The organism is Streptomyces sp. NPDC053079 (assembly GCF_044546695.1).
In the GTDB taxonomy this organism is placed as follows: Bacteria; Actinomycetota; Actinomycetes; order Streptomycetales; family Streptomycetaceae; genus Streptomyces.
In genome coordinates this window covers 1,558,795-1,581,048 of sequence record NZ_JBITZJ010000001.1, presented here as the reverse complement: position 1 = coordinate 1,581,048, position 22,254 = coordinate 1,558,795, and the positions used below count along the sequence as shown (strand labels likewise).

Here is a 22,254-nt window from a genome sequence, read left to right as displayed (position 1 = left end):
CGTTGAAAGCCCGGGTCGCGCAACTGGTAGACGCAGCCGCCTTAAAAGCGGATCAAGTGCGGGTTCGAATCCCGTTCCGGGCACCTCGACCAGCAGAAAGGAACCCTCATGCCGAGGACCTATCTTACCGGCGCCGCCCGTGACAGGGTGGCCGCCGAGGTTGCTGCCAGGTACGCGGCCGGCGAGACCATCGGCTTGATCGCCAAGCGGACAGGGCGCTCGTATGGCACCACCCACAGCCTGCTCCTTCACGCCGGCATGAAGCCTCGGCCCCGCGGCCACCAACGCCTTGACGTGCAAGCGCGAGTCGAACTCGCCGCTCACCTCGCCCGCCGGTACGAGGCCGGGGCCACGGTGCAGGGGCTCGCCGCAGAGATGGGCCGGTCGTACACCCTGGCGCGAGCGCTGCTGCTCGAGGTCGGCGTGACGATGCGACCGAAGGGCACTCTCAAGGGCACGAAGCGCGGGAGCGCGCGGTGACTGCGCAGCTGTCGGGGAACAGCACGCCCATCCGCGCGGCTGGAGCCCGCTTCACCCAACCCTCTTGGTCAGGAGCTGGTGTCGGGCGCTGCCGGCACACGCTTCTCGCCCAAGGCCGCCTGGGCGCGCTCGTAGAAGTCCATGGAGACCAGGGCCGCTACTCGCTTCCCGCGGCTGGTCAGGACGGTCACCTCGTCGCCGTAGCGGGCGCGGCCGATCGCATCGGCGAGCGCGTTGCGTACGTCCGCGATGCGTTCCTCGTGCTCAATCTTCGGCGCGGTCATGCCCGGAGTGTACCTCAGCACTCTTGTGTACTTGATGTACATGAGCGCTATGATGGACACGTGAAGGGGCGGGCCTCAAAGCCGCCCTGATCAGCAGTTCTTCCCTGCCTCCACGCCATCGGCACGACCAGGAAGAAGCACCACATGCCCCACTTCGCCGTCGACACCAGCGTTCACGCACACCGCAAAGTCGTGCGCGTCGGAAACGCAGCCCTGGGACTGTGGACCCGCTTCGGCTCCTACGCCTGCGACCACCTCACCGACGGCGTCATCCCTGCCGAAATCGCAGCCCTCTATGGCACACTGCCGCAGCTCAAGAAGCTCACGGCCGTCGGCATGCTCCACGGCGCCGGCCACACCTGCGCACGGTGCGCCCAGCCCGAGCCGGGCGACTACGTCCTCCATGACTACATCGGCCCGAACGCAACCCGTGCCGTCGTCGAGAAGCGCCGCGAGAAGGCTGCCGACAAGAAGCGAGCCCAGCGCGCGGGCCAGGAAGCGCAGGAAAACCGTCCTCTTTTCGCCGACGATTCAAGGGCGAATCGAAGCGGAAAAGAAGATGTTTCGCCCTCGAAAGATACCCCCGTTTTTCAAGACACCGCAGGTCAACGAGATGCGTCCCTCGGGGACGAACTTCAGACTCGCGCGCGCCCGCGCCCTAACCCTCTCCCTCCTTCTCTTCCTCTGGAAGAGAAGGAAGAGCTAGCTAGCTGCGACGGCCCACCTCCGTTCATCGGTGACCGGCCCCGAATCCCTAACTCCTGCCGCCCGCTTGTCGAGGCCCTCACCACCGCCCGACTCATCGTCGGCTGGGACCTGAAGCCAGACGAGTGGTTCTTGATCGAAGCTCTCGTCAAGCGATGCGGCATCCCTGTGCTCGTCACCTCGGCGACCGCCAGCTGGCACGGCGCCCGCAGCCAACCCCGCTCCGCCCGCTACTTCGTCCCTGCCTGGCGCGCCCTCCCCGACGCCCCAGCCCAGCCACAGACCACCGAGCATCTACCGGCCGCCGTTGGGGCCGCCGTGCTGCCTTTCCAGCCGCCCGGCCAGCTGAGCGGCACTGACGCCAAGGTCGCCGGCTGGCTCGCCGTCGCCGAAGAACTCGCCAAGGAGGACCAGTGACCCCCACGGAAGCCGGGCAACTCCTCGCCCACGCCGCCGCCTTCGACAACCGCCAGCCCAGCACGATCGCCGCGAAAGCCTGGGCCTCCGCCCTCCGGGACATCCCCCTCGACCAGGACACCCTCGACGCCGTCGCCGCCTTCTACGGCAGCACCACCCTCGACGGCGCCGCCAAGTTCGATCCCACCAAGCGCCGGTGGCTCGAACCCCACCACGTCCGCCACCACCGCCAGCAGATCCGCAACGCCCGCCTCGCCGACGCCAATGCCCTCTACGACGGCGTCCCGGGCGAGACCGGCGCCCAGTCGATCCAGAACATGCGCGCCCTCACCCGCGCCGCCGCAAGCGGACAGACCCCACCACAGGCATCCCGAGCCGCGATCACCAGCGGCCAGAGCGTCGACGCTGACGGCCGGGGCAGGGCCATTCTCAACGCGATCGGCCGGGAAGCCCTCAGCCGCCGGCCTGAACTCGCCGCCCCCTGCCCCCACTGCGGTGCCGAGGTCGGAGTCCCGTGCCACAACGGCCGCCACCAGCGGAGGCGGGACGCCCACCCCAGCCGCATCGAGGCCAGCCGCCATCTCGCCGCCGGCCAGTCCCTCGACGCCCGCGCGGAAGCCGAGCGTGAACTGGAGCGCCGCCGCGAAACCTCCCGTACCGCGCTCGCCGCCCTCCCGCCCGGCACCGTCATCGAGCCGGACGACGGCTTCCAGCCGCACTCTGCCGTCCAGGAACCGTCAGCGGACGAGGAAGCCGAGGCCTCATGACCGTCCAGCCGCTCTACCCCGAGCACGCCATCCGCTGCCCCTGGTGCCAAGCCCCCGCCGGCCAACGCTGCACCAGCCCACGCGGCCGCCCCATCCGCATCCCAAGTCACGACGCCCGCATCACCGCCTGGAACAACCAACCCGCCACACAGTCGCAGGAGTCGAACGCATGACCATCACCCGCTTCACCGACGCCTCCGGCGACGAACTCGCCGTCATCCCCGGCCCGGATACCGAAGGCGGCCCATACGTCACCGTGCACGCCGACTCGCCCCGTCAAGACATCGCCGTCTCCGTCGAGCTCCGAGCCGCCGACATCGAGCAGCTCGTCTACGCGCTCCACGAAGCCGCCCGAGCTGCAGGCCAGCAGCCCACGCCAAACCGCATCCGCCTCGACGACCTCACCAGCGCGATCCACGACTCGCTCGCCTCCTTCAACGCCGTCGCCCGCTGGGCAGCCCTTCAACTCCCGCAGACACGGTGGTACCTCGCCGAGCACCTCGCCAACGACCTGATGTCGAAGCCTGCCACCCAGGCCGACGAACCAAAGCCGAGCCGCATCCGCCTCGACAACCTCACCGACACCGACCTCGACCAGCTCTACAACCGACTCGACGACCTCGAAGGCTTCACCGACGTCGTCTCCCTCGAGCTCGAGAACTGGCACCCCGTCATCAGCCCCAAACTCATCCGCCACGAACTCGCCGAGCTCACCTCCGACACCCCGCCCAACCACTGACCGCCGCAACCGGAGGCACCCTCATGAACCGCCGCACCGCCATAGCCACCCTCGCCACCGTCACCCTGCTCGCCGCCGCCGTCCAGGCCGGCCGCACCGACGACTGGCGCCTCGCCACCACCCTCACCGTCGTAGCCCTCCTGCTGGCCGTCCAGGCCCACCACGAGCACCAGACCACCAGGCTGCGCACCGCGCTCGTCCAAGCCGACCGAAAGGCCCGCGCGACCCGCCTCCAGCGCCGCGCCGACGCCGCGCCGCTGACCCTCGAGTGGTGCTGCGAACAGTGGTGGCTGAGCGCCGGCCGCGTCCACGAGGACGACTGCACGACGCTGCGGCAGAGCAGGAGCCGTACGCCATGACCAGCCGCCTGCCCAGCCCGGACGACCGGTACCTGCTGCGCCTCCTCGCCAACGGCCGATCGAACCCGGAGATCGCCGAGGCCATGGGCCGCGCCGAGAACACGGTCAAGTCCCGTATGGCCAAGTTGCGTCGCCAGCTCGGCGCCCGGAACAGGTGGCATCTCGTCGCGCAGGCGTTCCGCTGCCGGCTCATCAGCCCGGACGACGTGCGCATCCCGGAGCAGAGGGCGGTCCGTACCGAGGCGGGCGACGAGTGATCCTCCTGCTCGTGCTGGCCTTCGTCGCCCTCATCTCGATCTGGACGAGCGTCCTCGTCACCCCGCCCGACCGCCGGCGCCTGACCGGCCAACCCAAGGAGAACCGCCAGTGATCAACCAGCCGACCCAGATCACCGTCACCTGCGGCCGCTGCGGTCACAAGCGGAGTACCGACGACGGCTTCAGCGACAGGGTGCCCCTCCGCGAACGGCACGTGGTGGTCCGCACTCTTCTCGCCGTGAACGAGGGCTGGCAATGCGACGAGGACGGCGACCTCTGCCCAGCATGCGCGGCACCCGACACGACCGCGAACCGCTAGCCCCAAGCAACCCGGCCGCCGACCGCGGCCGGGCCGACCGAAGGAGAACCATCGATGACGAACACTCCGCCGCGCGGCACCTGCCCCGAGTGCGGCCGCGAGTTCCAGGTGACCACCGCCGGACGACTCCGGCACCACAGCAACCTCGCCGCCCCCAGGGACTGGTACCGCGCCCCTATCTGCAAGGGCGCCGGACAGCTCCCCTCCAGCGAGGAGACCAGCCGATGACCGAGATCCGCATCGCCGCGCTGGTCTGCCTGACGACGAGCGTCCTCGTCACCCCGTCCGAGCGCCGGCGCCTGACCGGCCGACCCAAGGAGCCCCGCTCGTGACCGCCAGCCCCGTCCACGTGCTCATCGCCAGGATCGCCGCCAACTGCTGCGCTATCGCCGCAGTCCTCATCAACGCCTTGCCGGCCTATCTCGTCCTGGCCGCCGTCTTCGTTCTGCTGCACGGCTGGGCGTTCTGGGCGGAGAAGCGCATCGCTCGCCGAAAGGACATCGAGGACATGACCGCGGTCATGGAGCACCTGTGCGCCGTCCTCAGCACCGACGACGAGACGACCGACCGCACCAAGGAGCCCCGCCGATGACCCGCCCGCCGCACACCACCACCCGCTGAAGGAGCCCCGTGCGATACCGCGTCCACCTCCAGACCGTCGCCTCGACCGCCATCGACGTCGAGGTACCCGACGACGTGACCGACCCCGCCGAAATCATCGAGGCCGCGTACGAGCAGGGGGAGTTCCCCACCCTCTGCCACCAGTGCTCGGGCGGCCTGCGACAGCGACAGAACCTCGACCTGGGCGACGGCTGGGAGCCCGTGACGGACAACGGCAAGCCGATCATCGACCCCGTCGACTGACCACCCCTTCGCCCGGCCGCCGAGCGTGCGGCCGGGCCCAACCGAAGGACCACCCGATGACCAGCACCTGTATCCAGGCCGAACAGATCTACGTCGCCTGCAACCCCCGAGACCTCGGCCGCGAGGAGCCCCAGTGAGTGCCACGCCACCGGCCGCCGTACTACGCGCCGCCACAGACCGGCTCCGCGCCCTCGCCACCGCCGCGACCTACGAGGAGCGCACCACTTGGACGACCGGCCACACAAGGGGCAGCCTCAGCCCGGTCGTCCTGGACCACCCGGAGCATCCCGGCGTCCTCATCGAAACCTGGGCCACGCACCTCGAGGCCGTGAACGACTACGTCGCCGCCATGGACCCGGCCTTCGGTCTTGCGCTGGCCGACCTCCTCGACAACCTGGCGGACGGCGACGACGAAGGCGTCATCAACCCCTGGGCCCTGGCCGTCGCCCGCCGCCTGCTCGGAGAGGGCGTCGACCATGTCTGACATCCCCGCCACCGAGGCCTACCCACCCCGGACCGCATGGCGGATCCAGGCCTGGTACCCGACCGGCTGGGGCACCGTGAGCTTCAGCTTCTCCTCCGAGGGGGCCGATAGGGCCTTGGCGTGGCACTGCAACCACGAACCCGAGGTACAGCACCGCCTCGTGAAGGAGATCACCACCAGCACCGTGGTCAAGGAGGCCGACGATGCCTGAGCGCATCTACATGAACCGGATCGCTGGCCAGCGTCGGATCCACATCGAGATCACGGAAGAGGAACTCGCCGACCTCGTCGGCGACTCGTGGGACGATCCCCTGTTCGAACCGGCGAAGGAGCTGCGCCGAATCATCGAGCAATCCGCCCTCGACTTCAGCCGGAGCCCGCAGTGACCGCCCGGGATCTCGTCGCCACCGTCGCGGCTGCGGCGGGCCAGCTCGCCATCGTTCTGACCGCCATCCTCGGCCGCCGCGGTACCAGGGGCGCGCCGTGAGCGGCATATCGAGTAGCCCCCGGGGCGAGCACCTGCCCGCCCCGGGGCGTACCTGGCAGACCATCGTCGTCCGTACCGAGCAGGTCGTGGACGACGATGCGCCCGACCCACCCCCGCCGAACCGAGCCACACGCCGAGCCATCGCCCGCGACAACCGACGGAGGAACCGATGACCGAACTACCGCGCCGCATCCGCCGGTACCCGGAGGCTAACCCCACACCCCACCCCGTAAGGAGCCTGAGCGCCCTTCAGAGGCTCTTGGAGGTAACGGGTGGGGTGCAGGGGGCTCCGACCCGCAACAGCGCCTCTGAGAGCCCCTCAGGGCGGACGGTGTTCTTCAGTGCCGGAACCGACTGGCACGGATGGCACTGCCCAGGCGGACAGCAATGCGACGGCACACGCGTGGCCGGGTACGCCACCGCCGCCGCCTCACTCGCCGGCTACGCCGACCACATCCGCCACCACCACGGCGCACCCAGCGAGCCCCTGCAGTTCGGCCGGCCGTTCGCCCTCCAGCGAGACCGGGACGTCAGTGGCGTCTCCGGCGTCGGCATCGTCGCCGACGGCTGCCTGTGGCCCGACGGCACCGCCTCCATCCGATGGCGCGGCGACCGCCCCAGCACCACCGCGTGGAGCAGCGTCGACGACCTCATCGCCATCCACGGCCACGACGGAGCCACCCGCATCATCTGGGCCGACAACACCACCCACGAACGCAGTCCGGACAGTGTCCGGACACTCCCGGACACCGCATCCACCTGCAAGGACACACTGTCAGCGGACATCGGCCGGACACCGTCTGACACCGATCTGACAGACCCGGCCACCCTCCGCCACGAGTACGCCGCAGCCATCCGCGCCCACTCCTGGGCCGCACCCGGCACCGGCATCGACGCCATCACCGACTCCGTCATAGCCGTGCACGACCGAGCTCAAGACGCCCTCCGCACCAGCCTGGCCCTGGAGAAGCTGAAGACAGCCAAGCTGGAGGCCGCCACCCACCTCCTCGCCCGCCAGGCCCGCCGCGTACGGCGCTACGCCGAAAGCCGCGCAACCGCCAAGGGCGACAACATCGCCTCCGCCTCCTGGATCCTGCACATCCTCGACGGCACCGACCAAGCCGACGAGCAGCGCCCGCCCCTCCCGCGCCGGCAGCGCCATGCCCGGTGACCCCGCCCCGCTGTGCCTCTGCGGCCACCGCCAGGACAAGCACAACAGCGTGACCGCGCTCGGCGGCGTCCAGTGCCGCTCCTGCCCCGTCGACGACGAGGGGCGCTGGCGCCACCTCTACACCCCCGACGACAGACCCGAGGCCACCGGCAACGGCTGCTACGCCGCCCACTGCCAGGCCGCAGGCACCCTCGAGCAGATACGCGCCCTCACCGCGCAGCTGACCGAGCTCGGCGCCGGCTGCCTCTGGCAGTGCGGCGCCACCCAGCTCGCCGACCGGATCAACGCCGCACTCGACCTACCAGGAGACTGACATGGCCACCCCAGCCCGCGCGCGCGTCGGTACACCGCTGACTGAGCGCGAGGTCGAGATCCTTGAGGCCGTCAGCCACGGCCGCACCATCGCCGCCATCGCCGCCATCGCCGTCGAGCTCTTCCTGTCCCAGAACACCGTCAAGTCGCACCTTCTGCGCATCAACAGGAAGCTCGGCGCGCGCGGCAAGACACACGCCGTGGCCATCGGATTCCGTCGCGGACTCCTGGACACCTACGCGGACGGGAGTGCCGCATGACCAGCAAGGACACGGATCCGGACAGTGCCCGGACGGATCCGGACAGCCTCCGCCAGCGCTACGCCGAGGCAGCCCGCACCGTCGAGATCCTCATCACCCCCCAGGCATGTCACACAGCCCAGAACGGCGGCGCAGTCGTGCTATCCAGCAGCGAAGCCGCCGAGGTCGCTGACGCCATCCTCGCCATCCGCGACCACGAGATGGAGCAGCTGCGGGCCGACTCCCAGAAGTGGGCTGATCTGGCCGCCGGAGCCGAGCGCACACGCCAGCTCCAAAAGCACGACGCTGACCAGTACGAGGAGCAGCTCCGCCAGCAGCTTGCCGTCGTCGAGGCCGAGCGCGACGCCGTATACCGCGAGCGCGCCCACCTCATCGCCCACCTCGCCGCCCTTTACCCCTCGCACATCGGTCACACCGACCCCCACGCCCCGGACTGGAAGGTCGTCATCGTCGAGGCCCCGGGCGGCCAACTCAGCTGGCACATCGCCGAGCGGGACCTGGACCTCTTCGAGCACGTCATGCCGACGAACCGGATCTGCCGCGGGTGGGACGGCCACACCACCGAAGAGAAGTACGAGCGAATCCGCGCCCTCACCACGGCGACCGGAGGGGCATGGTGAACCGCCTCCGTGACGCCCTCGCGGTGGCACTGCTCCGCCTCGCGCACCGGGTCGCCGGCCGCCACGTCTACCTGTCCACCAGCTGCCTGCACGACGACCACGACTACTGCCAGCACCACACCGGACTCAGCGGCGCCAAGCGGCCGGCCGTGTGCAAGTTCTGCAAGGCCTCCTGCATCTGCGTCTGCCACCGGGGCAGCAGTGAGTAGGCCCGGCCGGCGGTGCCCGTCATGGCGCTGGTACCGCTGGCGGCCCGTCCGCTGCTCCTGGCCCGCCGACCACACCCCGGGCGGCCGGTGGCACTGCGCCGAGCGCTACGCCACTGTCTGGCCCGTACGACCGCCCCCCGGGCCGCGCAGCACGTGGTGCGACTGCAACGACCATCCGCGGCGCTGAAGGTTCCGAGGAGCCGCGTGCACCTCAGGCCGGCCGCTACTCGGCGGTTGACTGAGCGGAATCGGCGGCGGGGCGTGCAGGCAGCTTCGCCCCAGGTCGGCGGAGGTACCACGCGATGAGGTCCTTGATGACGCCGGCGCGGTCGCCGCTGGGAGCGCGTGCGGCGAGGTCGGCCCAGTCCTCGTCTGAGATGCGGACTGATCGGTGCTGAGTGCGCGGGGCGTTTGGCATGGCCACACAGTACGGGGTGTACGTACAGGAAATCCAGAGAACCTCTTGCGGTGTACGTACACCCAGCGCTACGGTGTACGTACACCAACCGCCAGGGGGGAACCTAATGAACCGCAAGATCACCGCCATCCGCCGCACCATCGCCACCGCCCGCACCACCGCCAAGGCCCTCGGCTACCGCACCCTCTCCGGCCTCGTCGCCCACCTCGTCGACACCGGCCACCTCGTCCGCACCGGCGACATCCTCGACCGCCTCGGCGCCAGCGACCTCAAGGACGGCCAGAAGAGCTGGTATGGCCGGCACGTCGCCAAGGCGTACCGCGCCGCCCACCTCGGAGCCGACGCCATCCGCGTCTGGACGCAGCACCGGACCACCGGCCGCTGGATCCACGTCCACGTCTACGCGCCAGCCGACCCCGCCCTGTACACCGCCCTCCACACGTACAAGGCCACCCGCCACCTGGTCGCCGCCGACTTCGCGAGGTGCGCATAGACCAACTACACCGCCGCCCCGCAGCAGCTCGACCGGACGACCGAGCGCCCCGCCCGCCGCTTCACGGTCACGGTCAACCGCCCGGACCCGGAGGAGTGCCGCCGGATCGCCCGAGAGGACCGCGATTACTGGAACGACTGCTACGACCGCACCGCCTGACAGCCGCCCCGCCCGGCGGCCCCACCCGCCGGGCCCTTTCGCCACCGCTCGCCCACCGAGACAGGGAACGCCCATGGCATCGAGCACCCCCTCCGTTCGCATCAAGGTCCGCCGTATCGCCGCTGGCTCCTACGAGATCCACACCCCCAGCGGCATGTACGGCCTGGAGAAGATCAAGCCCCTGGAGGACGTGGGATATGGCGTGACCGCTCGCTGGTACCTCACCTACCCCGGCGAGGTCACCGCTGATGGCATCTACGACACGAAGCGCGAAGCCGTCGCCAACATCCAGGCCCTCGAAGACGAGGCGAAGTGCTCCCTCAACGAGCCGCCGGTGGAGGGCGAATGCATGGCAGCCCCCACCAAGATGGTCCCCGGCACGCTGGTCGACCCGTGGACGTGGCTTCGGCGCCCGCCGAGCAGTCACGACACGCGCCGCGCGGCGCCGGATGCCGAGCAGCGCGTAGCCGTCGTGCGCCCTGGAGACCTCGTGGAGGCCACGATCGCGGGAACCCTGCCTCGGCAAACCCGTATCCGCGTCGACCGCGAGCCCCGGCAGATCGGCAAGAACCGAACCGTACTTAGCGATGGACGCGGGGTTGACGCGGTCTACACCGACAGCATCCGCGTGATCGAGCGGGCCGAAACCGCCACCCCTGACCTCTAGCCCGCGCCCCCCGGCGGCCACCCGGCGGCCACCCGGCCGCCGGGCCCGATCACCAATCAGGAGATCACTGTGACCGACATCGACGACTTCAGCGACAACCACCGCTCCGAGGACCAGGACCCGGACGAGCGCGACTACTGGCAGGAGTTCAAGGATGACCGCGCCCAGGGCCTGATCGACGAGCACGGCAACCGACTCGACCCGGAGCCCCCGGACGACTACTACGACGATGTGCTCGCGGCCGCCAGCGAGCCAGCCCCCGGAGCCGAGGGCTACTCCACCGAGCCCCCTTTCTAGGCCCCCGCCCGCGAGTCAACCCCGTAAGGAGCCCGCACGATGTACGACGACGGCGACACCTATGGCACCGCCCAGACCCCCCGCGACCAACTTCGCGCCCTCGGAGACCCCGGCAAGGCCGACGCGCTTCTCGACAGCTTCGAGCAGCAGATCCGCGGCGAGATCGCCGACGAACTCCGCCGCGCCCCGCTCCCCGCGCTCCCCGAATACGACCGAACCGACCATGTCGCCCGCATGATCCGCAGCATCGACACCCGCCTCGCCGCCAGCGGCCGACAGTCCGACTATTGGGTTCCGGCCCAGACGGACGACCCAGGCCGCCCGCGCCTTTGGGAGACCGCCGCCGCCTCCGCAGCCTGGCTCGACCAGGCCAACGGCACCGGCGATCACGAGACAGCCATGCGCCTGATGAAACTCGGCGAGGAAGCCGGCGAAGTTATGGCCGCGTACATCGGCATGACGGGACAGAACCCGCGCAAGGGCGTGACCCACCGGCGCTCCGATGTGGCAGCGGAGCTGTGCGACGTCATCATCACGGCGGCTACTGCGCTCCACGCCTTCACCGCTGACCCGGCCGCCACCCTCGACGACCACGCCCGGCGGATCAGCCGACGCATCGGCTGAAGAGGCTGACTCCGGATGCGGTCCGGACACGAATCCGGACCGCATCCAAGAGCCCTTGGAGGGAGTCACGAGGGCCACAACCACCTCAAGGGGTGGAGGGATCCGGTCACCCGACTCCGGCCTTGATCCCGGCAGCCCTCCAAGGGCGACTTCGACCGTACCGCGTCAGCCCTGCGCCGTACGCCACGCCCAGCACCACCACGTCGCCGTCACCCGCCGGCCGCCTGCCGGCGACGGCGGGTACACCGCTATCCGCGCACGTCCGGACACACACCCAGCCTGCGCCCGGATCTGTCCGGACACATCTGGACGCCATCAACAAAGTGGATTGTCAGCACACCCCTTGACCAAAGCCGGTCAACTGGCGGATCGTGATCGCCCCCGCACCACCACGAACCGTGGGGAGCAGCAATGACAGACGATGTCACCCACTACAACGCCCGCACCGCCATACTGCCCGATGGCATACGGATCACCGTCGCGTTCAAGGTTGACTCCGGCATCGGCGAACTGTCCGAGTCGGAATTCATTGCCCGGTACGCCCCGGACCAGCTGAGACCGCTGCGACACCTCCACGCCGTTCCCGGCCCAAGGCCCGAGCCGGACTCCCAGCAGCCCTGACCCCACGTACAATCACCCGTCGAGGAGGTACTCGATCCCCCGGACGGTGCGCCAGACGTCCAGCTCCTCCGGACTGAGAGTCCACACAGCGGCCCGGTCCCGCAGCTCCTCGTAGCTCAGCCTGGACTCGGCAAGCAGGCGCCGGCGCTGCTCCTCCAGCTCCTCGCGCGTCACGCGGATAAAGGCGGCCACGGCGTCGCTCCTCGGAACCTCGCGTCCGGACAGTGCCCTCTACCGTCCGGACACCTACCGTGATTACTCCTCAGCCGGCAGGGCTACTGTCATCGAGCACCGCGACCGCCCCCGCCCGGCCGGGTTATCCGGATCGGCCCAAGCTACTCCTCAGCGGGAAGCCGGCGGGCGAACCGGGCAGCCAACTCCGCAGCCACGTCCGCCTGCACCCCGTCGCCCGCTCCCGCGTCTTGCAGCAGGGCCACAACGGCCCGCATCTCACCGAGCGTCGACAGCGGCAGCCGCTCGCCCTGGTCATCGATCAACGCCCACAGGCGCGCCCTCAACTCCATGGCAGGTCAACTGCAGTCGGCCTCAGGAGGTCACTACCGCGGGCCACCGGGCAGCACACAGCCCCACGCCCTCACGGGCGTGGGGCTGTGCTTTCCTGCTAGGCGTTAGCCGGGCTATCGGTCCCAGGGCATATTTCCCTGCTGCCATCGGGCTTCTGATGGTGAGCCACCGGCTCACCCGGCTCGGCACCCACCCAAGACCCACACTCCGGGCACGAACCGCCGCACTCCCCCGGATCGAACCGCCGACCTCGCATACAGACCTCCCACCCATCGGACGCCCAAGCTGCGCCCCGATGATGCGGCCCACACGAGATCAACCGCTAGACCGCCTCAGGCAGGCCGAACCCCTTTCCGCCACGCTCCTGGCCAGACCGGAGGGCGTACGCATACACGCAGAAGATCTTGGACCCGTTATGGAACTGCACGCCATATCCGGGATGCATCGCAGGCGTCGGCCCTTCTGAGTAGCCAGACGCACTCGCGACCTCGGCGCTTCCGGCGTTCAGGATCGCCGCCACCAAGTACCGCTCGGACGCCCGAACGTTGATCTTCCCGCCCTGGGTCAGCTCAGGCCACGGCACCTCGGCCGGCACCTCACCCTCGACGGGAGCTTCTGGACCGTCCATCTTCTCGCCCGGCGCCATCGTGTACGTGATCGCGTGCCAGATCTGCGCCCCCGTCGTGAACGTGATCTTCACCCCGCAAGGTCTGGCGGTGCCCTCATTCCACGGCTCAACCGTCCGGATGTCCGGGGCCTGCGCCAGTGCCTTGACGGCGAATTCCTGGAAGCGTGCGGGTCGCATTTGTGATCATTCCCTTCCGTCGCAGCCGCCCAGTCTAGGGACGGGAGTGACCTCCCGAGGGGAACGCTGGCCCTTTCGCCCCCTTCCGAAGGAAGTCACTCGGCCGCCGGCTCGCTCTTCTTCGGACGCTTGCTCCCTGAGCCTGAATAACCCTTCGCGATGTCTTGCACCGTCGAGAAGCTCACGCCCAGGTCGGCGCCGACAGTCCGCAGGGACGCACCCTCACGGTCGAGCAGTTCCTGGACAGCCTGCTGCCGCAGCTCCTTGAGCTTCTTGTTCTTGCTCGGCATCTGCTTCAGTACTTCGCCCAGAGCGAGCGCACGCACCTTCGGGTCGGCGATTCTTTCGAGCTCATCGAGTGCCTCGAACACTCGTCGCGCCTCCTCGCTCAAATCCGGCCCCTCTCTTCGGGCGGGCCGCTTCCCTCACTGTAGGGGGTTCCCCTACAGTGAGGGAAGGCAGTCCACGCACTGCCAACAAGTCGGCCCCGGCCCGGCGCTGCACACGCCATATGGACCGGGGCCAGTCATCCCGCCTGCGTAACCAGGAGGAACGACCATGCCGAACTCTAACGGCGACCACCGCAGCGAGCCCAGCCCCCCGCCGGTGAGCGGGAACCGCATCATCGACGAGCCCGCCGACGTCGAGCACTGCCAAGCCGACTACAACGACAAGGCCGACGCGGAGGCCCGCCCCAGGATCTGGACCACGGGCCACTGCTACGGAGGCTCGCGATGATCCACGCCGTCTTCGACCGCGACCGGAAGATCCTCGCCGAGTACGTCAATGACCTCGGCGCCCTCGACACCGAGTTCCTCGCACACGAGGCGCTCCGCAACGAGTACAGCCACGTGCCTGGCGCCTTCGTCGACCGGCTCTGCACCCGGCACAGGGAGCCGTACTCCACCTGCCGGACCTGCGCCGCGCAGGTCCTGTGCGTCCGGTGCGACTGGCCCGGCGGCGCGTCCTGCGCCGCGCATCGCTGACCCACCGACAGCCGGGCCCGCCTCCTTCCCCGCCGCGGGCCCGGCCCTCCTCCGCCAGGAGCAGCACGTGATGAATGTGGACCTCGACAAGATCAAGAGTCATCTGGTTTGGTGGGCCAGCCTCACCCTCATCGGCGGCGCAGCGGCCAGCATCACCGCATGGTCCCTCTACGTCGTCGCCCATGACCGCTACGGCGTGCCCAAGCCCCTCGCCATCGGTACAGCAGCCGTATTCGACGGCGCGGCCATGGCCTGCCTCTACCTGGCCGGCCAAGCCGTCCGCGAGCGCCGGTCCGCCCTCGGCCCGCACCTGGCCACCCTGGGCTTTGCCGCCATCTCCATCTACCTCAACCGCCTCCACGCTGACCTGATCAACGGCGGACGCGGCGCCTTCCTTCTCTTCGCTATGCCCACCGTGGCGCTCCTCGTCCTCGCCGGCCTCTCCTGGTCCGCCCACCGTGCCCGGATGCGAGCACAGGACGGCGATGTCCCGGCGACGTTGCCCAAGCTCGGCTTTTGGGGCTGGCTCCTGGCGACCGAGGAAGCCTGGAAGCGCACGAAGGATGAAGTCGAGGCCCACGTGACCCGCACAGACACGGCGCGGACGCCCGCCGGGCAGGCGCCGGGAAAGCCGCGGAAGGCATCCGACGCCCTCCGCGAGCACTTCGCCGGCATGGACCCCATCGAAGCCATTCGCGTGGCGCATTCGGCGAAGCCGCACATCCCGCCCGCAGACCTCGCGGCTGAGCTGGGGCTGTACGGGCTGAACGTCTCCGCCGTCCAGGTCGCGCTCGTCCTGCGCGGGGGGACCGGGCACGCCACCACGATCCATCGTGCTGATACGACTCGCGATACGCCCGTGGCGCAGCACGATGCGCCGCAGGTCGGAGCCCTCCCGCCCGTTTCGAAGACCAAAGCGATCCTCGATGCCGCATCACGTCTCGGGCCTGATGCGAAAGCCGTCGACATCGCCCACCAGGCGCAGCTCATCGCCCGAGTCCCGGTCGACGCGCCATACGTCCGCACCGTCCTGTCACGGGCGCGGAAGGCGGAGCAGAGGCAGGCGCGCCAACTGGAGATCACCGACGTAGGTGAGGGCTTCTACCCGTGAGCCTCCTCGACTGCCTCTGGCCCGTCCACATGTTCTTCGCCGGCCTCGGCCTCCTGGCCTGCGCACTGCGCGCCTCCAGCCGCGCCACTCTCCCCGCCCTCACGGCCGTGCTCGCCGTCACCATCGCCGCCCTCGGGGCGCACCTCTACAGGTAGGACTCCATGACTGAGCTCTTCTTCGGTGTGCTCGGCTTCGCCGCTGGCCTCGTCTTTATTCCTGCCATCGCGCGTGACTGGGATTGGCGTTGGCCCGAGGTCGTAGTGGTGGGCGTCGCTGTCGCCATCCTGCTCGCCGTCTTCTTCAGCACATGGGGGCGGTCATGAGCGACCCGTTCACCCCCACCCGGATCATCCCGGCTGGCCAGCCCCTGCCTACCCCGCCACCGATGCCGTCGGCCCCGCCCGGCGCCACGAACCTGCCGCCCTGGCGTACCGCCGCGCCCCCGCCCGTCCTGCCGCTGGCTCCGCCGCCACCGCCCCCACCGCCCGCTCCGGGCGTCCTCGAGGTGCGCCTGGTCGTCGACCTCGTGCCCGTCCAGGAGGAGAAGCTACGGCGGGACTTCTCCTGGTTCTGGCGCTGGCTGCGCCCCTGGCAAAGCCTGGCCTGGGCCGCCGTCGTCCTGATCCCCTCCCCGGCATACGGCCACAGCATCACCACCGCATGGGCAGCCACACTCCACGAAGCCCGCGGCTTCGCCCTGCCGGCCGCCTACTGCCTCGCTGGTGGAGCACTGGCCCTTGCCGTGGTCATCGACGCCAAGTGGCCGACCTGGTGGTCGCGCCCCCTGCTCATCGTCACCAGCATCGGCGGCACTGGCGCTCTCGGCTGGTACGACCTCATCACTCTCGTCACCGGAGTACAGCCGTGAACGTTGCGCTCAGCCTCGGTGGGGTCGCTATGGCCCTCGCCATCCTGTACCTGAACCTGCGCCCCTGGTGGAAGTCCAACCGCGACTTCAAGGCGATCCTGCCCTACGCCAGCGGTAGCCTCCTCGGCTCGTTCGCCACCGTGTGCCTCGCCGGCCTGCTCGGCTGGGGAGCCGCCGGCGCCGTCTCACTCCTCTCGGGAGGTGGGGACAAGGCGGTCCGCAGCGTGACCGGCACGGGCAGCGCGCCGGTGGCCCACGGCAGTGCGGGGGTCCTCACGCCGGAGGGAGGCGTGGTGGTTTTCCTGCTGTTCGTTGGCGTCGTCGCGCTCTTCCGGTCCTCCAGCAAGAAGGACCGGTGGCGCATCATCGGAGGCTTCCTCTCCTGGGCCGCACTGGGAATCCTGCCCGGCGTGGCCGCAGCGCTCGCCTACCTCGTCCTCGGCGCCAACTGGATCGGGGACCAGGGACTGTCCATGCTGAACAACGGGGCAGGCCTGCTGTGAAGGCGCCGTACATCGTTGACCGCCTGTCGTCGGGCTCCGAGGTTCTCGGCCGACGCCTCGGCAACGGCGTGTGCGAATGGTGCGCCAAGGGCCGCCGCGAGGACCTCGAGGGTTTCGCCGACGCCCTTGGCCCCATCATGCGGATCGCGCTCCTCGCGGCCGGAGCATGGGGTGCTACCCACGTGGTCGCGGCAGCGCCCGACACTCTGTGGGTCGTTGTGTTCGGCTGGGGGATTGGCGCATGGAAGGTAGCCCCTGCGCCCGCACCGGAGACAACCTCTGAGAAGCCCGCTGAGCCCGAGGCCTCAGCCTCGCGTGCACCGGGCCCAGCGGTCTCCTTCGAGGACTTCTCAACCCTCGTCCGCAAGCTCGCCCAAGGGGGCGCTGGCGCCCACCTATCGGCCCTTGCAGCGCACATCACGGGCGACCCCAAGGACACCGCCCCGGTGCGGGCCCTGTGCCGGGAGTGGGGTGTACCTGTGTCGGGTTCCGTACGGCAGCCCAGTCGGGGGGTATCCACCGGGGTCCGCGTCAGCGACCTTCCGGCCCTCTCCCCGACCCCTCCTCAGAGCTCAAGTGAAGTTGTAGTTGCCGCAGGTCAGGAGCCAACTACGGAGTCAGCTACAACTACAGCTACGCCCGTGGTGGAGCTGCATGCAGGCGGCGCGGTACAGATCACCCGTGATGGCACGCACCGCACCGTCTCCATCCGCTGAGGGGCAACATGTCGACCACGGTCATCGGCCAGCTAGCCAACTCGGCCGACGCTGTCGTCGAGCTCTGGCGTCGCGAGGACCGGCGCGGCCTCGCTCACCACGAGACCGCTGAGGGGAGCCGCGTCATCCATGGGTGGCGCTGCACCGGCTGCCGGCAGAGCGGCGAGGTGGCGATCCGGAGTCCCGAGAGTGAGGCCGAGGCGTCGGCCCGGCGAAGCGCGGAAGCCCACGCGAAGATGTGCGCCAGGAGCACCCCGCTCGGCTGACGGCCGTCTGCGACACTGGCGTTGAGGCCCCGCAGCACCCCGAGTCTGCGGGGCCTTCTCACGCCCGGAGATAGACTGACAACGTTGTCATAGGCTGCGGCCGTCGGGGAGGTGCGCACATGAACGAGCCCACCGGACAAGCCCGCGACGGCAAAGGCCGCTACATCTACACCCTCGAGGCCGCCGAGCGCGACGCAGAGGCCGCACGCCTCCGAAGCCAGCACTTCACCTACCAGCAGATCGCCGACCGCCTCGGCTACCCCGACAAAGCCGGCGCCTACCGCGGCATCCAAGCCGCGCTCAAAGCGACCGTCCAGGAAGCCGCCGACGACGTACGGCAGATGGAACTCGAGCGCCTCGACCGGCTCGCGCGTGCCGCCGAGGAGGTCATGGCCCGGCAGCACGCCACCGTGTCACAAGGAAAGATCATCTACGAGGGGGGCGAGCCCCTCATCGATGATGCGCCGGTTCTCCAGGCCATCGACCGACTCCTGCGCATCCAGGAGCGCCGCGCGCGACTCCTCGGCCTTGACGCCGCCACCAAGACCCAGGTCTCCGGCGGCGTGCGCTACGAGATCGTCGGCGTCGACATGGACCAGCTCAAGTGACCACCGCGCAGCTGGAGCACGCCTTCCAGCCCCACGGCAGCGCCCAAGAGGTCATGCACTGCCGCGCGCCCGAAGTCCTGATGTCTGGCCCGGCCGGTACCGGCAAGAGCCGCGCGTGTCTGGAGAAGCTCCACCTTCTCGCGCTCCTCAACCCGGGCATGCGAGGGATCATCATCCGCAAGACCCTCGCATCCCTCGGCAGCACGGCCCTCGTGACGTGGCGCGAGTGGGTCGCGCGCGAAGCCCTCGACGCCGGCCTGGTCCGCTGGTACGGCGGCAGCCCGCAGGAGTCCCCCCAGTACCGCTACGCCAACGGCAGCGTCATCACGGTCGGCGGCATGGACAAGGCCAGCCGGATCATGTCCTCGGAGTACGACGTCGCGTACGTCCAGGAAGCCACCGAACTGACCGAAACGGACTGGGAAGCGATCACCACCCGCCTCCGCAACGGGCGCATCAGCTTCCAGCAGCTCATGGCCGACTGTAACCCCGACGTCCCCCACCACTGGCTCAAGCGACGCTGCGACTCCGGCCGCACAGTCATGCTCCACTGCAAGCACGAAGACAACCCGATCCTCTTCGACCCGACCACCAAGGCGATCACCGAACGCGGCCGGGACTACATCGGCAAGCTCGACGCCCTCACCGGAGTACGGCACGCGCGGCTACGCCTCGGCAAGTGGGTAGCCGCTGAAGGGCTCATCTACGAGGAGTGGGATCCTTCCCTTCACCTCGTCGACCCCTTCCCCATCCCCGACAGCTGGACCCGCTGGTGGTCGGTCGACTTCGGCTTCACCAATCCGCAGGTCATCCAGATGTGGGCCGAGGACCCCGACGGCCGGCTGTACCTCTACCGCGAGATCTACCGCACCCGCCGCACCGTCGACCAACACGCCCGCGACGCCCTGGCCACCTGCACCGAGCCCGTCCCCGGCTACGAGCACCCGGCCGGCGCCGAGCGGTTCGCGCACCACGGGCGCCGGTGGACCGAGCCTCGGCCGAGGGGGATCATCTGCGACCACGACGCCGAAGGCCGAGCCGTCCTTGAGCGGGAGCTGGGCATCGGGACCATTCCCGCGCGCAAGAGCGTCACCGACGGCATCCAGGCCGTTCAAGGCCGCCTGCGCAAGGCCGGCGACGGACGCCCCCGTCTGTACGTCGTCCGTGGTGCGGTCGTCGAGCGGGACCAGGAGCTGGAGGACGCGAAGCGCCCGACATGCACCGAGGAAGAGCTGGTCGGCTACGTGTGGGCGGTCAAGCCGGGGGCAGCCGGCGGGCTGAAGGAAGAGCCGCTGAAGGAGAACGACCACGGGTGTGACGCGACGAGGTACATCGTCGCCGAGCGCGATCTGTCCGCCCGACCACGCATTCGGAGGCTCTGATGACAGGACTCGTCGGCAAGCTCAAGGCAGCCCGGACCGGGGTGCTCACCCTCTCCGGCTTCGGCGCTCTGACGGCCTCGGCCTGGACGGCTTTCGGTACGCCGGCCGGGCTCGCGGCCTCCGGCGTGGCTCTGCTGGTGCTGGAGTACCTGACCGGGGAGAGCGCCCGATGAAGTCACCGCTGCGCACCCTCTTCAACAAGACCCCCGTGCCCTACGTGGCCGCGCGTAACCTCTCGCTACCGTGGCGCCAGCCCACCGGCGCAGAAGCCCAGATGCGCGCCATGGGCAGCGTCGGCACGCTCTTCGCCATCGTCAACCGCACCAGCAACGCGACCGCGCAGGTCGAATGGAAGCTCTGGCGGAAGAGCCCCTCCGGCCTGCCCGAAGACCGCGTCGAGGTCACCCGGCACGCCGCCCTCGACCTGTGGAACGCCCCCAACAAGTTCTACACGCGGCAAGAGAACGTCGAGATCATCCAGCAGCACGTGGATCTGACCGGCGAAGGCTGGTGGGTGATCGCCCGAAACCCCCGCTCGCCGCTGCCGCTCGAGCTGTGGCCGGTCCGTCCCGACCGCATGCAGCCCATCCCGCACCCGACCGACTTCCTGTCCGGGTATATGTACACCGGTCCCGGCGGAGAGCAGATCGCACTCCGGACCGAGGACGTCATCCAACTCCGCATGCCCAACCCCCTGGACCCGTACCGGGGCATGGGACCGGTACAGGCGATCCTCACTGACCTCGACAGCGCGCGGTACAGCGCCGAATGGAATCGACAGTTCTTCCTGAACGGCGCCGAGCCTGGCGGCATCATCCAGGTCGACAAGCGCCTGTCAGACGATGAGTTCGACGAGATGACCATGCGGTGGAACGAGCAGCACAAGGGCGTTGCCAACGCACACAGGGTCGCGGTCATCGAGCAGGGCCAGTGGGTCGACCGGAAGCTGACCCAGCGCGACATGCAATTCGCCGAGCTGCGCAGCGTCTCGCGTGACGTGATCCGTGAGGCGTTCGGCATCCCCGCCTTCGCGCTCGGCGAGGTCTCCGACGTCAATCGGGCCACCGCCGAGGCGAGCAAGACGTGGTTCGCCGAGTATCTGACCGTGCCCCGGCTGGAGCGGATCAAGGGCGCCCTCAACAACGACCTGCTACCGCTGTACGGGCCCGGCGCGCAGGAGCTGGAGTTCGACTACTGCAGCCCCGTACCGGCTGACCCCGAGGCCGAGAACGCGGCGCTCGTCGCCAAGTCGACGGCCGCCAAGGAGCTGATCGATGCCGGCGCGTACGGGCCGGAGGTTCTTGCCGCGGTTGGTCTGCCCGAGATGGCGTTCGGTCAGCCGGATGCCGACCCCGACCGCGAGCTGTTGATCAAGCTGGTCACCAACGCACCGACGTTGGCACCGGTGATCCTGCCGCTGCTTGGGTTCGACCTCTCCGCAGCGCAGCAGGCTTCGGCTCCCAAGGAGCTGGCGGACCTGGTCCAGTCGATCTACCTCGGGGTAGACACAGTCGTGACGTGGGAAGAGGCGCGAAAGATCCTGCAGCGCGCAGGTGCCGAGATCAACCCCACCGCTCCGAGGCCCGCCCCGCCCCGGAGCGCGGGCGCCGCACCAGCGCCGACGGCCAGCCTGTCCCTGTTCGACCTCGCCCGCGCCCGGCCCCGGCACCCACGCTCTACGCTCCGCGGCCAGGACGAGGACGACGACCACGACCTGGAGCCGGTCAGAGAACAGCTCGACGAAGCCCTGACTCAGCTCCTTGAGGACTGGGACGCGATCGCTGAAGAGCAGTACGAGCAGCTGGCCGAGCAGATCGAGGCGGCCGTCGACGACGAGGACCTGGCAGCGCTCGCCACCATGACCGTGGACACCGACCGAGCCGCAACGCTCCTGCGCGGCGCCCTGGCCAGCATGGCCACCGTGGCAGCCGCCCAGATGGCCACCGAGGCCGCGGAGCAAGGCGTGAAGGTGACACCGCCGCAGGTCGACCCCGACCTCCAGAACACCCTGGTGCCACGCATGTGGGCCATCTTCGGCAGCGAGCTCATCGAGATCGCAGCGGCCACCGTCGGGCTCCTCGGTGCGGACCTCACCGCCTCCGCCGGCCGCGAGGCCCTGCGCCTCTTCACCCCCGGTGCGGCCGGCCGTCAGATCGCCGAGTCGGTCACCACGTTCCTGCGCGGGCTCACCGGAAGGCTGCGCCGGGACCAGCTCGGCGGGGCGCTCCACCGCGCGGTGAACCTCGGCCGGCTGGCCACGCTGGAAGCCGCGCCCGTCGCAAGGTACTTCGCCTCGGAGAAGCTCGACGGCAACACCTGCTCGCCGTGTCGGGCTATCGACGGGACGCAGTTCGAGGACCTGGCCGAGGCGCGAGCGGCGTACGGCGCGGGCCCGTTCCGGGAGTGTGAGGGCGGTATTCGCTGCCGTGGCACGGTCGTTGCTCGCTGGGAGAATCCGGAATGACTTACGA

General features: G+C 69.5%; 40 protein-coding genes and 1 tRNA gene. 36 read left to right on the top strand and 5 right to left on the bottom strand.

What is annotated here, in order from left to right:
* Positions 1 to 8: 8 nt before the first annotated feature.
* Both ACIGXW_RS06800 and ACIGXW_RS06795 read left to right on the top strand, forming a co-directional pair.
* Positions 9 to 83 (top strand) — tRNA-Leu (locus ACIGXW_RS06800).
* Between the two features lie 25 nt (positions 84 to 108).
* Positions 109 to 480 (top strand): helix-turn-helix domain-containing protein, encoded by a 372-nt coding sequence (locus ACIGXW_RS06795; RefSeq protein ID WP_399570606.1) that lies wholly within the window; start codon positions 109 to 111, stop codon positions 478 to 480.
* A gap of 68 nt (positions 481 to 548) precedes the next feature.
* Here the strand turns inward: ACIGXW_RS06795 and ACIGXW_RS06790 are convergent, their stop codons facing one another.
* Entirely contained in the window at positions 549 to 764 is a 216-nt protein-coding gene (locus tag ACIGXW_RS06790) for a type II toxin-antitoxin system prevent-host-death family antitoxin (protein ID WP_399570604.1), read from the bottom strand.
* Between the two features lie 144 nt (positions 765 to 908).
* Between ACIGXW_RS06790 and ACIGXW_RS06785 the strand changes: the two genes are divergently transcribed.
* The 22 genes from ACIGXW_RS06785 (at position 909) to ACIGXW_RS06680 (ending at position 12,013) form a co-directional block, all read left to right on the top strand.
* The gene (locus tag ACIGXW_RS06785; RefSeq protein WP_399570602.1) at positions 909 to 1,886 is read left to right on the top strand and encodes a mucin-2; all 978 of its coding nucleotides are present in this window, start codon (positions 909 to 911) and stop codon (positions 1,884 to 1,886) included.
* Positions 1,883 to 2,653, top strand: a complete 771-nt coding sequence (locus ACIGXW_RS06780; RefSeq protein ID WP_399570599.1) for a hypothetical protein — start codon at positions 1,883 to 1,885, stop codon at positions 2,651 to 2,653. Before ACIGXW_RS06785 ends, ACIGXW_RS06780 begins: the two co-directional genes overlap by 4 nt.
* A 169-nt stretch (positions 2,654 to 2,822) precedes the next feature.
* Positions 2,823 to 3,392, top strand: a complete 570-nt coding sequence (locus ACIGXW_RS06775; RefSeq protein WP_399570597.1) for a hypothetical protein — start codon at positions 2,823 to 2,825, stop codon at positions 3,390 to 3,392.
* 23 nt (positions 3,393 to 3,415) lie between these two features.
* Complete coding sequence (locus ACIGXW_RS06770; protein ID WP_399570594.1) at positions 3,416 to 3,751, top strand: hypothetical protein; 336 nt, start codon at positions 3,416 to 3,418, stop codon at positions 3,749 to 3,751.
* A complete protein-coding gene (locus ACIGXW_RS06765) occupies positions 3,748 to 4,008 on the top strand; it encodes a response regulator transcription factor (RefSeq protein ID WP_399570592.1) in 261 nt (86 codons plus the stop codon). The genes ACIGXW_RS06770 and ACIGXW_RS06765 overlap by 4 nt, the downstream gene beginning before the upstream one ends.
* Before the next feature lie 109 nt (positions 4,009 to 4,117).
* Entirely contained in the window at positions 4,118 to 4,327 is a 210-nt protein-coding gene (locus ACIGXW_RS06760; RefSeq protein WP_399570589.1) for a hypothetical protein, read from the top strand.
* Between the two features lie 54 nt (positions 4,328 to 4,381).
* Positions 4,382 to 4,555 carry a hypothetical protein gene (locus ACIGXW_RS06755; protein ID WP_399570587.1) on the top strand — a complete coding sequence of 58 codons (174 nt, stop codon included), beginning with the start codon at positions 4,382 to 4,384 and terminating at the stop codon, positions 4,553 to 4,555.
* A 100-nt stretch (positions 4,556 to 4,655) separates the two neighbouring features.
* Positions 4,656 to 4,919, top strand: a complete 264-nt coding sequence (locus ACIGXW_RS06750; RefSeq protein WP_399570585.1) for a hypothetical protein — start codon at positions 4,656 to 4,658, stop codon at positions 4,917 to 4,919.
* Between the two features lie 38 nt (positions 4,920 to 4,957).
* The gene (locus ACIGXW_RS06745) at positions 4,958 to 5,191 is read left to right on the top strand and encodes a hypothetical protein (RefSeq protein ID WP_399570582.1); all 234 of its coding nucleotides are present in this window, start codon (positions 4,958 to 4,960) and stop codon (positions 5,189 to 5,191) included.
* A gap of 133 nt (positions 5,192 to 5,324) precedes the next feature.
* A complete protein-coding gene (locus ACIGXW_RS06740; RefSeq protein WP_399570579.1) occupies positions 5,325 to 5,675 on the top strand; it encodes a hypothetical protein in 351 nt (116 codons plus the stop codon).
* On the top strand, positions 5,668 to 5,886 hold the full coding sequence (locus ACIGXW_RS06735) for a hypothetical protein (protein ID WP_399570577.1): 219 nt from the start codon (positions 5,668 to 5,670) through the stop codon (positions 5,884 to 5,886). Before ACIGXW_RS06740 ends, ACIGXW_RS06735 begins: the two co-directional genes overlap by 8 nt.
* Positions 5,879 to 6,061 carry a hypothetical protein gene (locus ACIGXW_RS06730; protein WP_399570575.1) on the top strand — a complete coding sequence of 61 codons (183 nt, stop codon included), beginning with the start codon at positions 5,879 to 5,881 and terminating at the stop codon, positions 6,059 to 6,061. Before ACIGXW_RS06735 ends, ACIGXW_RS06730 begins: the two co-directional genes overlap by 8 nt.
* A 504-nt stretch (positions 6,062 to 6,565) precedes the next feature.
* On the top strand, positions 6,566 to 7,333 hold the full coding sequence (locus ACIGXW_RS06725; protein WP_399570572.1) for a hypothetical protein: 768 nt from the start codon (positions 6,566 to 6,568) through the stop codon (positions 7,331 to 7,333).
* Complete coding sequence (locus tag ACIGXW_RS06720) at positions 7,323 to 7,646, top strand: hypothetical protein (RefSeq protein ID WP_399570570.1); 324 nt, start codon at positions 7,323 to 7,325, stop codon at positions 7,644 to 7,646. The genes ACIGXW_RS06725 and ACIGXW_RS06720 overlap by 11 nt, the downstream gene beginning before the upstream one ends.
* Position 7,647: 1 nt before the next feature.
* Complete coding sequence (locus ACIGXW_RS06715) at positions 7,648 to 7,905, top strand: LuxR C-terminal-related transcriptional regulator (RefSeq protein ID WP_399570568.1); 258 nt, start codon at positions 7,648 to 7,650, stop codon at positions 7,903 to 7,905.
* The gene (locus ACIGXW_RS06710; protein ID WP_399570566.1) at positions 7,902 to 8,525 is read left to right on the top strand and encodes a hypothetical protein; all 624 of its coding nucleotides are present in this window, start codon (positions 7,902 to 7,904) and stop codon (positions 8,523 to 8,525) included. Before ACIGXW_RS06715 ends, ACIGXW_RS06710 begins: the two co-directional genes overlap by 4 nt.
* Entirely contained in the window at positions 8,519 to 8,734 is a 216-nt protein-coding gene (locus tag ACIGXW_RS06705) for a hypothetical protein (RefSeq protein ID WP_399570564.1), read from the top strand. Before ACIGXW_RS06710 ends, ACIGXW_RS06705 begins: the two co-directional genes overlap by 7 nt.
* Before the next feature lie 524 nt (positions 8,735 to 9,258).
* A complete protein-coding gene (locus ACIGXW_RS06700) occupies positions 9,259 to 9,645 on the top strand; it encodes a hypothetical protein (protein ID WP_399570561.1) in 387 nt (128 codons plus the stop codon).
* A 232-nt stretch (positions 9,646 to 9,877) separates the two neighbouring features.
* Positions 9,878 to 10,471: a hypothetical protein gene (locus ACIGXW_RS06695; RefSeq protein WP_399570559.1), complete on the top strand. Its 594-nt coding sequence runs from the start codon at positions 9,878 to 9,880 to the stop codon at positions 10,469 to 10,471.
* Positions 10,472 to 10,540: 69 nt separating this feature from the next.
* Positions 10,541 to 10,768: a hypothetical protein gene (locus ACIGXW_RS06690; protein WP_399570556.1), complete on the top strand. Its 228-nt coding sequence runs from the start codon at positions 10,541 to 10,543 to the stop codon at positions 10,766 to 10,768.
* 39 nt (positions 10,769 to 10,807) lie between these two features.
* Entirely contained in the window at positions 10,808 to 11,392 is a 585-nt protein-coding gene (locus ACIGXW_RS06685) for a MazG-like family protein (RefSeq protein ID WP_399570554.1), read from the top strand.
* A 411-nt stretch (positions 11,393 to 11,803) separates the two neighbouring features.
* Positions 11,804 to 12,013: a hypothetical protein gene (locus ACIGXW_RS06680; RefSeq protein WP_399570552.1), complete on the top strand. Its 210-nt coding sequence runs from the start codon at positions 11,804 to 11,806 to the stop codon at positions 12,011 to 12,013.
* A gap of 12 nt (positions 12,014 to 12,025) precedes the next feature.
* On the opposite strand, the gene ACIGXW_RS06675 is transcribed toward ACIGXW_RS06680, so the two are convergent.
* From ACIGXW_RS06675 to ACIGXW_RS06660, 4 genes are all read right to left on the bottom strand, one after another.
* Positions 12,026 to 12,205, bottom strand: coding sequence for a hypothetical protein (locus tag ACIGXW_RS06675; protein ID WP_399570550.1), 180 nt, complete (start codon positions 12,203 to 12,205; stop codon positions 12,026 to 12,028).
* 143 nt (positions 12,206 to 12,348) lie between these two features.
* A complete protein-coding gene (locus ACIGXW_RS06670) occupies positions 12,349 to 12,510 on the bottom strand; it encodes a hypothetical protein (protein WP_399570548.1) in 162 nt (53 codons plus the stop codon).
* Positions 12,511 to 12,860: 350 nt separating this feature from the next.
* Positions 12,861 to 13,343, bottom strand: coding sequence for a hypothetical protein (locus ACIGXW_RS06665; protein WP_399570546.1), 483 nt, complete (start codon positions 13,341 to 13,343; stop codon positions 12,861 to 12,863).
* 95 nt (positions 13,344 to 13,438) lie between these two features.
* Entirely contained in the window at positions 13,439 to 13,714 is a 276-nt protein-coding gene (locus ACIGXW_RS06660; RefSeq protein ID WP_071964967.1) for a helix-turn-helix domain-containing protein, read from the bottom strand.
* Between the two features lie 187 nt (positions 13,715 to 13,901).
* Between ACIGXW_RS06660 and ACIGXW_RS06655 the strand changes: the two genes are divergently transcribed.
* The 12 genes from ACIGXW_RS06655 (at position 13,902) to ACIGXW_RS06600 (ending at position 22,247) form a co-directional block, all read left to right on the top strand.
* Complete coding sequence (locus ACIGXW_RS06655; RefSeq protein ID WP_399570543.1) at positions 13,902 to 14,081, top strand: hypothetical protein; 180 nt, start codon at positions 13,902 to 13,904, stop codon at positions 14,079 to 14,081.
* Positions 14,078 to 14,329 carry a hypothetical protein gene (locus ACIGXW_RS06650; protein WP_399570541.1) on the top strand — a complete coding sequence of 84 codons (252 nt, stop codon included), beginning with the start codon at positions 14,078 to 14,080 and terminating at the stop codon, positions 14,327 to 14,329. The genes ACIGXW_RS06655 and ACIGXW_RS06650 overlap by 4 nt, the downstream gene beginning before the upstream one ends.
* Positions 14,330 to 14,399: 70 nt before the next feature.
* Positions 14,400 to 15,440 carry a DUF2637 domain-containing protein gene (locus ACIGXW_RS06645; protein WP_399570848.1) on the top strand — a complete coding sequence of 347 codons (1,041 nt, stop codon included), beginning with the start codon at positions 14,400 to 14,402 and terminating at the stop codon, positions 15,438 to 15,440.
* Positions 15,437 to 15,595: a hypothetical protein gene (locus ACIGXW_RS06640; RefSeq protein ID WP_399570539.1), complete on the top strand. Its 159-nt coding sequence runs from the start codon at positions 15,437 to 15,439 to the stop codon at positions 15,593 to 15,595. The genes ACIGXW_RS06645 and ACIGXW_RS06640 overlap by 4 nt, the downstream gene beginning before the upstream one ends.
* Before the next feature lie 6 nt (positions 15,596 to 15,601).
* Entirely contained in the window at positions 15,602 to 15,763 is a 162-nt protein-coding gene (locus ACIGXW_RS06635; RefSeq protein ID WP_399570537.1) for a hypothetical protein, read from the top strand.
* Positions 15,764 to 15,825: 62 nt separating this feature from the next.
* Positions 15,826 to 16,308: a hypothetical protein gene (locus ACIGXW_RS06630; RefSeq protein ID WP_399570536.1), complete on the top strand. Its 483-nt coding sequence runs from the start codon at positions 15,826 to 15,828 to the stop codon at positions 16,306 to 16,308.
* Positions 16,309 to 16,337: 29 nt separating this feature from the next.
* The gene (locus tag ACIGXW_RS06625) at positions 16,338 to 16,811 is read left to right on the top strand and encodes a hypothetical protein (protein WP_399570533.1); all 474 of its coding nucleotides are present in this window, start codon (positions 16,338 to 16,340) and stop codon (positions 16,809 to 16,811) included.
* Between the two features lie 724 nt (positions 16,812 to 17,535).
* Entirely contained in the window at positions 17,536 to 17,793 is a 258-nt protein-coding gene (locus ACIGXW_RS06620; RefSeq protein ID WP_399570531.1) for a hypothetical protein, read from the top strand.
* 119 nt (positions 17,794 to 17,912) lie between these two features.
* Entirely contained in the window at positions 17,913 to 18,401 is a 489-nt protein-coding gene (locus tag ACIGXW_RS06615; RefSeq protein ID WP_399570529.1) for a hypothetical protein, read from the top strand.
* Complete coding sequence (locus tag ACIGXW_RS06610; RefSeq protein WP_399570527.1) at positions 18,398 to 19,783, top strand: phage terminase large subunit; 1,386 nt, start codon at positions 18,398 to 18,400, stop codon at positions 19,781 to 19,783. The genes ACIGXW_RS06615 and ACIGXW_RS06610 overlap by 4 nt, the downstream gene beginning before the upstream one ends.
* The gene (locus tag ACIGXW_RS06605; RefSeq protein WP_399570525.1) at positions 19,783 to 19,956 is read left to right on the top strand and encodes a hypothetical protein; all 174 of its coding nucleotides are present in this window, start codon (positions 19,783 to 19,785) and stop codon (positions 19,954 to 19,956) included. Before ACIGXW_RS06610 ends, ACIGXW_RS06605 begins: the two co-directional genes overlap by 1 nt.
* Positions 19,953 to 22,247 (top strand): phage portal protein, encoded by a 2,295-nt coding sequence (locus ACIGXW_RS06600; RefSeq protein ID WP_399570523.1) that lies wholly within the window; start codon positions 19,953 to 19,955, stop codon positions 22,245 to 22,247. The genes ACIGXW_RS06605 and ACIGXW_RS06600 overlap by 4 nt, the downstream gene beginning before the upstream one ends.
* The last annotated feature ends 7 nt before the right edge of the window (positions 22,248 to 22,254 follow it).

Coding starts and splice junctions, on each gene's coding strand:
- ACIGXW_RS06765 (WP_399570592.1), top strand. CDS start 3,748: ATGACCAGCCGCCTGCCCAGCCCGGACGACCGGTACCTGCTGCGCCTC.
- ACIGXW_RS06710 (WP_399570566.1), top strand. CDS start 7,902: ATGACCAGCAAGGACACGGATCCGGACAGTGCCCGGACGGATCCGGAC.
- ACIGXW_RS06665 (WP_399570546.1), bottom strand. CDS start 13,343: ATGCGACCCGCACGCTTCCAGGAATTCGCCGTCAAGGCACTGGCGCAG.
- ACIGXW_RS06775 (WP_399570597.1), top strand. CDS start 2,823: ATGACCATCACCCGCTTCACCGACGCCTCCGGCGACGAACTCGCCGTC.
- ACIGXW_RS06705 (WP_399570564.1), top strand. CDS start 8,519: ATGGTGAACCGCCTCCGTGACGCCCTCGCGGTGGCACTGCTCCGCCTC.
- ACIGXW_RS06600 (WP_399570523.1), top strand. CDS start 19,953: ATGAAGTCACCGCTGCGCACCCTCTTCAACAAGACCCCCGTGCCCTAC.
- ACIGXW_RS06620 (WP_399570531.1), top strand. CDS start 17,536: ATGTCGACCACGGTCATCGGCCAGCTAGCCAACTCGGCCGACGCTGTC.
- ACIGXW_RS06730 (WP_399570575.1), top strand. CDS start 5,879: ATGCCTGAGCGCATCTACATGAACCGGATCGCTGGCCAGCGTCGGATC.
- ACIGXW_RS06700 (WP_399570561.1), top strand. CDS start 9,259: ATGAACCGCAAGATCACCGCCATCCGCCGCACCATCGCCACCGCCCGC.
- ACIGXW_RS06685 (WP_399570554.1), top strand. CDS start 10,808: ATGTACGACGACGGCGACACCTATGGCACCGCCCAGACCCCCCGCGAC.
- ACIGXW_RS06755 (WP_399570587.1), top strand. CDS start 4,382: ATGACGAACACTCCGCCGCGCGGCACCTGCCCCGAGTGCGGCCGCGAG.
- ACIGXW_RS06720 (WP_399570570.1), top strand. CDS start 7,323: ATGCCCGGTGACCCCGCCCCGCTGTGCCTCTGCGGCCACCGCCAGGAC.
- ACIGXW_RS06655 (WP_399570543.1), top strand. CDS start 13,902: ATGCCGAACTCTAACGGCGACCACCGCAGCGAGCCCAGCCCCCCGCCG.
- ACIGXW_RS06605 (WP_399570525.1), top strand. CDS start 19,783: ATGACAGGACTCGTCGGCAAGCTCAAGGCAGCCCGGACCGGGGTGCTC.
- ACIGXW_RS06795 (WP_399570606.1), top strand. CDS start 109: ATGCCGAGGACCTATCTTACCGGCGCCGCCCGTGACAGGGTGGCCGCC.
- ACIGXW_RS06630 (WP_399570536.1), top strand. CDS start 15,826: ATGCCGTCGGCCCCGCCCGGCGCCACGAACCTGCCGCCCTGGCGTACC.
- ACIGXW_RS06625 (WP_399570533.1), top strand. CDS start 16,338: ATGGCCCTCGCCATCCTGTACCTGAACCTGCGCCCCTGGTGGAAGTCC.
- ACIGXW_RS06715 (WP_399570568.1), top strand. CDS start 7,648: ATGGCCACCCCAGCCCGCGCGCGCGTCGGTACACCGCTGACTGAGCGC.
- ACIGXW_RS06785 (WP_399570602.1), top strand. CDS start 909: ATGCCCCACTTCGCCGTCGACACCAGCGTTCACGCACACCGCAAAGTC.
- ACIGXW_RS06615 (WP_399570529.1), top strand. CDS start 17,913: ATGAACGAGCCCACCGGACAAGCCCGCGACGGCAAAGGCCGCTACATC.
- ACIGXW_RS06645 (WP_399570848.1), top strand. CDS start 14,400: ATGAATGTGGACCTCGACAAGATCAAGAGTCATCTGGTTTGGTGGGCC.
- ACIGXW_RS06650 (WP_399570541.1), top strand. CDS start 14,078: ATGATCCACGCCGTCTTCGACCGCGACCGGAAGATCCTCGCCGAGTAC.
- ACIGXW_RS06735 (WP_399570577.1), top strand. CDS start 5,668: ATGTCTGACATCCCCGCCACCGAGGCCTACCCACCCCGGACCGCATGG.
- ACIGXW_RS06680 (WP_399570552.1), top strand. CDS start 11,804: ATGACAGACGATGTCACCCACTACAACGCCCGCACCGCCATACTGCCC.
- ACIGXW_RS06695 (WP_399570559.1), top strand. CDS start 9,878: ATGGCATCGAGCACCCCCTCCGTTCGCATCAAGGTCCGCCGTATCGCC.
- ACIGXW_RS06635 (WP_399570537.1), top strand. CDS start 15,602: ATGACTGAGCTCTTCTTCGGTGTGCTCGGCTTCGCCGCTGGCCTCGTC.
- ACIGXW_RS06770 (WP_399570594.1), top strand. CDS start 3,416: ATGAACCGCCGCACCGCCATAGCCACCCTCGCCACCGTCACCCTGCTC.
- ACIGXW_RS06790 (WP_399570604.1), bottom strand. CDS start 764: ATGACCGCGCCGAAGATTGAGCACGAGGAACGCATCGCGGACGTACGC.